This is a genomic window from uncultured Gemmiger sp. (assembly GCA_944388105.1).
Taxonomy (GTDB): domain Bacteria; phylum Bacillota; class Clostridia; order Oscillospirales; family Ruminococcaceae; genus Gemmiger.
In genome coordinates, this window is sequence record CALXHN010000110.1 from 1 (window position 1) to 6,447 (window position 6,447).

The following is a 6,447-nucleotide window of genomic DNA, read 5'->3' on the forward strand; positions in this document are numbered from 1 at the left end:
GGGGAAAGCTGTACATTCATGCATTCCATGAAAGATTCACCTCATTATACATGTGTGCAATTTTATTCAGTATAGCACACCGCTTTGGGCAAGGCAAGAAATGCACGCTTATTTTGCACAGACTTTACAAGATGTGTGTTTTCAGCCACCAGACAAGTAAAAGTTGGCCCGCCAGAATCGCCGGCATTCCCAGAACAAAATACCAGTGTCTGGTTTTGTGGCGGAACAGGTACATACCGCCCCAGCATCCGATACTGCCGCCCAGCAGTGCTATTACAAAGAAGGTCTTTTCCGGGATGCGCCAAGCGCCGCGTTTGGCTCTCCCCTTGTCTGCCGCCATCAGAATTCCCCCGATCAAATTGACCAGCAGCAGCCAGAAACGCACTCCCCACTCCGCATATCCTGTCAAAGACAAATTTTCCCCTCCTAGCCAATTCATTTATTCTATCCGCATTATAGCATAGACAATACAAAAAAGAAGCCCCCATATAAAAAGGGCTTCTTTTCGGCTCATGCACGGAGGACAGTTCCGTCCGCCAAGGTGATGCAATGTCCGTTATATTGGATGGTCCCCTTATTATCCAGAGAATCCACTGTGCTGTCACCGGTCAGTACCCATGTGCTGCTCTGATCTATCTTCACGGAAATGTACCCGTTTCCAGCTTCGTCATCACTGCGAACAATAGCGCCGGAAAGCAAACTTGTTCCTGTCAGCTCAAGCTGTAAAGTAGAATCACTGTCCACCATCAAATTGCCGGACAATGTCTGCTGCTTTGCTTTCAGATGGACAGCCGTCTCCTGACGCTCTCCCTTGGAGGCCATACGCAATAAAGCTCCTCCACCCATGTTGAGAAGATCTATACGGTTCAGTTCAAGTTCACAGTCGGCGCCTTCGATATAGAACACATCCCCATTTCGGGAAAGTAGGCTTCCATCCGACATAGCAAAAGAAATAGACTTTGGCGCCGGACTGCTTTGTCCGCCGATTTTCACTGTATACGGTTCTTTCTCTTCTTCCATACTGTTCCGATTACCGCTGACATCGCAGTTCTCCAATGAAAGAGAACCTGCATCACTCACCACAATTGCCTCCGAGTTGTTGGCTGTCAACTCCGCATTTTGAACGACGACCTCCCCCGCGGCATCAATCACAGGCGCATCGTACCCGCCGGAAGTGTAGGTTCCGCCCTCCACATTCAGCGAGCCGCTTTCGGTTCGGAGAACCGGAGCGGAAGTGCCGGATGTGGTAATCGTCATATTGCTGGCGTTCGCACAAGCCCCTCCGGACGTCTGCAGGCCAGTGCCCCTTTCTCCTGTTGTTGTGATCGTTGTGTCATTCAAGCGAAGAGATGTACCGCTTCCATGACCGAACACCCCACAGCTATCTGACGCCGAAGAATTGACAACGCCTTTTGAAAGGGTCACTTGCGCACCGCCAGTAACCAGCAGCGCAGCGTTCCGTCCGTAATAATTGCTTGCAGCTGTGCTGGTGCTGCCGCCATCTGATTTTTCAACACGGACAGAACGCAGCCCTACCTTTGCCGCTATAATACGAAGGGCGTTCTCGTCAGCGGACTCGGAGGTGTATTCTTCACCCTGTCGGGTCGTACTTTCTTCTATGCTGGCTGCGGATGTTCCCTGCAGCGTCGCGGCATCTGTCTTTCCTTGCCGTATATCCTTCAGAACCACCACTGTCAATGGGGTACGATCGCCGCTCACGGTGACATTCAAAATCGCCTTCGGTGTTATATTCTCCAAACTGGCGGTCTGTACTGCACCATCATCCGCCATAACAAAACATTTTGCCGTGCCAAGATTCAATACAACATCTTTTTGCCACGGCACAAAGACTTGCATCGGAGTCTGAACTACAGGTGCTGTATGAGAAGAGCTTCGTCCTGCCTGAATAAAGTTGGTTGCCAGCAGAGATTCCATCGCAGCACTTTCTGAAGTCTGCACCACGGCCAGTTCTCCCAGGCGGAGCGTTACTGTATCTGCATCCAGTTGAATGACCTGGCCAGTCAATGTTGTGCTGTTTCCTTTCCAGACATCTGACAGTGAACCTATACTGCATGCCGCAAAAATCAAAACCATCATCACACCAAACAATGATGTGTATTTTTTCATAAAACATTTGCCTCTTTACTTTCCGCCGCGATCAAGGCAGCGGCTATACGGCGGCAGTCCCCGCTTTATTCATCAGCATAGCCGGAAAATGTGATAGATTTCTGTTGCGCATGTGAAGATTTGGTAGGTTCCTTCCGGACTGCATCATACATAATCCAATCAAAGTCCGGACATTCTGTTTATGGAGGTGATTGTAAAATGTGTTATCTGGACTGTTCCCAGTCTGACTGTTGCCATAATAAGGGCGGCGGATGCTGCCTGGACGGCGTGAGCGTACACCATACCGGCCCCACCGATTCGGTGTGCAGCAGTTACCGCAACAATGAAGCTTACGGCAATGTCTGTACCGACAACGTACCGCCCGCCGCTAAGACTTCCATCCGATGTGATGATGCCGGCTGTCGGTACAATGACCACAGCCGCTGCAGTGCCATGCACATCACCATCAAGGAATGCAGCTGCGGTCCCCAGTGCGCCACCAGAGCCGATCGCTGAGTAGTATTACAGCAAAAAGCCCTCATGTACGGAAGATATCCGCACATGAGGGCTTTTGTATCACAAATCAGAATTCATCCAGATCACAGATGGCGCCGTAATACTCAGGACGCCGGTCCCGGAAAAGGCCCCATTCCAGACGAGCCTGCCGGTTTGCCGCAAAGTCATAGGAGGCGGTCAGAACAGCGTCTCCCTCCCGACTGGCCTGTGTCAGAACCGCACCGGTCTCGTCCGTCAGGAAACTGGTACCGTAGAAGCGCAGGGCGCTCTGCTGGCCGCCGTTTTCCGCACAGGGGCTGACAACCTCCACTCCATACCGGTTGGCTGCTGCCACAGGCACCACGTTGGCTGCCGAATGTCCCTGCATGGTGCGCTGCCAGTGGCCGGCGCTGTCCACATCCAGGATCGGCTCGCTGCCAATGGCCGTGGGATACAGAATAATATCAGCTCCGGCCAGTGCCAGACAGCGGGCGGTTTCCGGGAACCACTGATCCCAGCAGATGCCGACGCCTACCCGGCCGTACCGGGTTTCAAAAACACGGAAACCGGTGTTGCCGGGGGTGAAGTAGAATTTTTCCTGGTAATAATGGTCATCCGGAATATGGGTTTTGCGGTAAACGCCCAACACACTGCCATCCGCATCGATCATGGCTACACTGTTGAACAAGCGGGTGCCATCCGCTTCATAAAAGCTGACAGGCATGACGATCTCCAGTTCCCGGCAAACCTGGGAGAATCGCTGCACCGCCGGGTTTTCCGCCAGCGGCGTGGCGTAGGCATAATAGTCGTACCGGCGTTCCTGGCAGAAGTAGGGGCGTTCAAACAGTTCCGGCAGAAGCACGATCTGCGCGCCCTGAGAGGCTGCCTGCCGGACCAATTCCTCGGCATGGGCGATATTTTCGGCCGGGTCAGCCGAGCAGGACATCTGCACGGCAGCTACCATGGTTTGAGGCATGGGTTTCCTCCTTACTGAGTTACTGTGGAATCTGCTGGGTAATGCAATGAATGTTCCCCCCGCCCTGTAAAATTTCCCGGGCCGGCAGACCTACGACCTTTCGGTCAGGGCAAAGGGATTGCAGAATGCGCAGTGCCCGAGCATCACTTTCGGCATTTTCGCCGCCAAACTGAGGTACCAGCACAGCGCTGTTGGTAAAATAAAAGTTTACATAGCTGGCCGCCAAACGCTCGCCCGGGGTACGTACATCCTCCCCGGGTGCAAACTCATAAGCGGCGCAGTCCTCCTCGCTGCACAAAATCGGATGGTCCGGAATGGGCAGCTTGTAAACGGTAAGGGAGCGTCCCTTGGCGTCCGTGGCATTTTCCAGATACGCAAGATCTGCCGCCGACAGCGCATACTGCGGATCATTTTCCTTGTCAGTCCAGGCCAGGACCACCTGTGTGGGCCCCACAAAGGCACAGACATTGTCCACGTGTTCGTTGGTCTCATCGTTGTAGATACCCCGTGGCAGCCAAAGGACCTTTTGTACCCCCAAACGACGGCACAGTTCTTCTTCGATTTCCTGCCGGGACATATCCGGGTTGCGTCCGGCGGAAAGCAAGCAGCTTTCAGTCACCAGCGCGGTTCCTTCTCCATCGGTGTGAATGCTTCCGCCTTCCAGTACAAACGGCGCCGCATCCTCGCAGGGCAGATCCAGCGCCTTGCAAAAAGCCGAAGCCACCACATCATCCTTGTCCCAATCAGCGTACAAACCGTCCACCGCACCGCCCCAGGCGTTAAATCGCCAGCTGATGCCTTTAAGTCTGCCTTCTGCGCTGCGGACAAAGGTCGGCCCCACGTCCCGGGCCCAGGCATCATCACTGTCGATGCAGAGCACGGTGGCGCGTGAGATATGCGCCACCGCCCTCCGAGCTTCTTCCAGGTGATCGGGGCCTGCGAGGATATATAGCTCTTCGCTCTCGGCAATTGCTTCAAATACCCGCACAAAGGCTTCTTGTGCACGGGCTGGATTCTTGCCCCAGCTGCCGGGACGCACCGGCCAGATCATCAGGGTACCGCGGTGAGGGGCGTACTCCGCCGGCATGCGATAATCGGACATGAAAAAACCTCGTTTCTGGCCATTGTTCAGGAAAGGCGCATTTTGAAATCTTCGTAACCGAAGCGGCGGACCACCTCGCAGCGGCCGTCGGTATGGCGTAAAGCGATATCCGGCAGCGGCATCCCATTGAAGGTGTTGTTCTTGACCATGGAATAAATGGCCATATCACCGAACACCAGTCGATCCCCCACCTGGGGCTGTTTGTCAAAACTGTACTCGCCGATGACATCCCCGGCCAGACATGTGCGCGCCGCCAGACGGCAGGTGCAGGGCTTCTCCCCCGCTTCCCCTGCGCCGAACAGCGGTGGGCGGTAGGGCATTTCCAGCACGTCCGGCATGTGACAGGCTGCAGAAGCATCCAGAATCAGAACCGGCATGTCACTGGCCTGCACCACATCCAATACGGTGGTAATCAGGAAACCTGCATTCAGAGCAATGGCCTCACCGGGCTCCAGATAAACCTCCACGCCGTACTTTTTCCGAATATACAGAATCAGGTCTTCCAGCGCTTTCAGGTCATACCCCTGGCGGGTGATATGGTGCCCGCCCCCAAGGTTCAGCCATTTCAGGCCTGACAGGAAGCTGCCGAATGTTTCTTCAAAGGCCCGGAAGGTTTCCACCAACGGGGCGGAATCCTGCTCGCACAAGGTATGAAAGTGCAGACCTTCCACCCCTTCCGGCAGCGTGTTTGGAAAATCGCAGCGGCGGATACCCAGGCGGCTGCCCGGAGCACAGGGATCATAAATGGCATGGCCTTCCTGGGTAGAATGCTCAGGATTGACCCGCAGCCCAACGCTGGCATGGCTCCCCTGCCAGACGGCACGATGGGCTTCCAGCTGCGCCAGAGAGTTGAAGCTGATGTGGTCGCAGATTTTAACCAGCTGCTCCATCTCCTCCGGCGTATAGGCCGGACAAAACACATGGTTTTCCTTCCCGGGCATCTCCTCGTGGGCCAGACGTGCCTCGTACAGGCCACTGGCGGTAGCGCCGGCCAGATATTGTCCGATGAGCGGGTAAACCCGGAACATGGAAAAGGCCTTTTGCGCCAGGAGGATATGGCAACCGGTGCGCTGCTGTACACCTTGCAGGATGGACAGATTCTGCACCAGTGCCGCTTCGTCCACTACATAAACCGGGGTACGCAGCCCCAGCTCCGTGCTTGCCAGCCGCTCCATCATTCCACCGTAGCGGGGGCTTCATCCACCACCCAGGGCAGCCCGTACTGGTTGAGCATTTCCATGAACGGGTCCGGATCCATCTCTTCCAGGTTGAACACACCCGGCTTGCGCCACTGTCCATTGGCTACCAGAGCAGTGCCGATCATGGCAGGCACACCGGTGGTGTAGCTGATGGCCTGACTGCCCAGTTCCTTGTAGCATTCCTGGTGATCGCAGACGTTGTAGATATAGATGGTACGTTCCTTGCCATCCTTCACACCGGTGTAAATGCAGCCGATGTTGGTCTTGCCCACCGTGCGGGGGCCCAGGGAGGCCGGATCCGGCAGCAGAGCCTTCAGGAACTGGATGGGAACAATCTCATGGCCTTCAAAGTTGATGGGGCTGGTGGAAAGCATGCCCACATCTTCCAGACACTTCATGTGGGTCAGATAACTCTGGCCAAAGGTCATGAAGAAGCGGATACGCTTGACCCCGGGCACATTCTTGGCCAGACTTTCGATTTCCTCGTGATGGAGCAGGTACATATCCTTTTTGCCCACCTGGGGGAAATCGTACTCCCGCTTGATTTCCATGGGCTTGGTCTCTACCCA

Annotated in this window: 7 protein-coding genes; 1 reads left to right on the forward strand and 6 read right to left on the reverse strand. The window is 55.0% G+C overall.

The window, feature by feature from the left end:
- Positions 1 to 124 precede the first annotated feature (124 nt).
- Positions 125 to 409: a DUF1294 domain-containing protein gene (locus Q0K17_RS09880; protein WP_294542678.1), complete on the reverse strand. Its 285-nt coding sequence runs from the start codon at positions 407 to 409 to the stop codon at positions 125 to 127.
- Between the two features lie 101 nt (positions 410 to 510).
- Positions 511 to 2,127, reverse strand: a complete 1,617-nt coding sequence (locus Q0K17_RS09885) for a hypothetical protein (RefSeq protein ID WP_294542679.1) — start codon at positions 2,125 to 2,127, stop codon at positions 511 to 513.
- Between the two features lie 198 nt (positions 2,128 to 2,325).
- Here Q0K17_RS09885 and Q0K17_RS09890 point away from each other — a divergent pair, with 198 nt between their 5' ends.
- Entirely contained in the window at positions 2,326 to 2,622 is a 297-nt protein-coding gene (locus tag Q0K17_RS09890) for a DUF1540 domain-containing protein (protein WP_294542680.1), read from the forward strand.
- Positions 2,623 to 2,689: 67 nt separating this feature from the next.
- On the opposite strand, the gene aguB is transcribed toward Q0K17_RS09890, so the two are convergent.
- The 4 genes from aguB to Q0K17_RS09910 form a co-directional block, all read right to left on the reverse strand.
- Complete coding sequence (aguB, locus tag Q0K17_RS09895; protein ID WP_294542681.1) at positions 2,690 to 3,577, reverse strand: N-carbamoylputrescine amidase; 888 nt, start codon at positions 3,575 to 3,577, stop codon at positions 2,690 to 2,692.
- A 19-nt stretch (positions 3,578 to 3,596) separates the two neighbouring features.
- Positions 3,597 to 4,679 carry an agmatine deiminase gene (gene aguA, locus Q0K17_RS09900; RefSeq protein ID WP_294542683.1) on the reverse strand — a complete coding sequence of 361 codons (1,083 nt, stop codon included), beginning with the start codon at positions 4,677 to 4,679 and terminating at the stop codon, positions 3,597 to 3,599.
- 26 nt (positions 4,680 to 4,705) lie between these two features.
- The gene (nspC, locus tag Q0K17_RS09905) at positions 4,706 to 5,854 is read right to left on the reverse strand and encodes a carboxynorspermidine decarboxylase (RefSeq protein ID WP_294542685.1); all 1,149 of its coding nucleotides are present in this window, start codon (positions 5,852 to 5,854) and stop codon (positions 4,706 to 4,708) included.
- A partial coding sequence (locus Q0K17_RS09910) for a saccharopine dehydrogenase C-terminal domain-containing protein (protein ID WP_294542687.1) occupies positions 5,854 to 6,447 on the reverse strand: 594 nt, incomplete at its 5' end. The genes Q0K17_RS09910 and nspC, both read right to left, overlap by 1 nt.

Bases quoted from the DNA above. Each gene is read 5' to 3' on its own strand.
- Q0K17_RS09885 (WP_294542679.1), bottom strand. From the start codon at position 2,127: ATGAAAAAATACACATCATTGTTTGGTGTGATGATGGTTTTGATTTTT.
- nspC (WP_294542685.1), bottom strand. From the start codon at position 5,854: ATGGAGCGGCTGGCAAGCACGGAGCTGGGGCTGCGTACCCCGGTTTAT.
- Q0K17_RS09890 (WP_294542680.1), top strand. From the start codon at position 2,326: ATGTGTTATCTGGACTGTTCCCAGTCTGACTGTTGCCATAATAAGGGC.
- aguA (WP_294542683.1), bottom strand. From the start codon at position 4,679: ATGTCCGATTATCGCATGCCGGCGGAGTACGCCCCTCACCGCGGTACC.
- aguB (WP_294542681.1), bottom strand. From the start codon at position 3,577: ATGCCTCAAACCATGGTAGCTGCCGTGCAGATGTCCTGCTCGGCTGAC.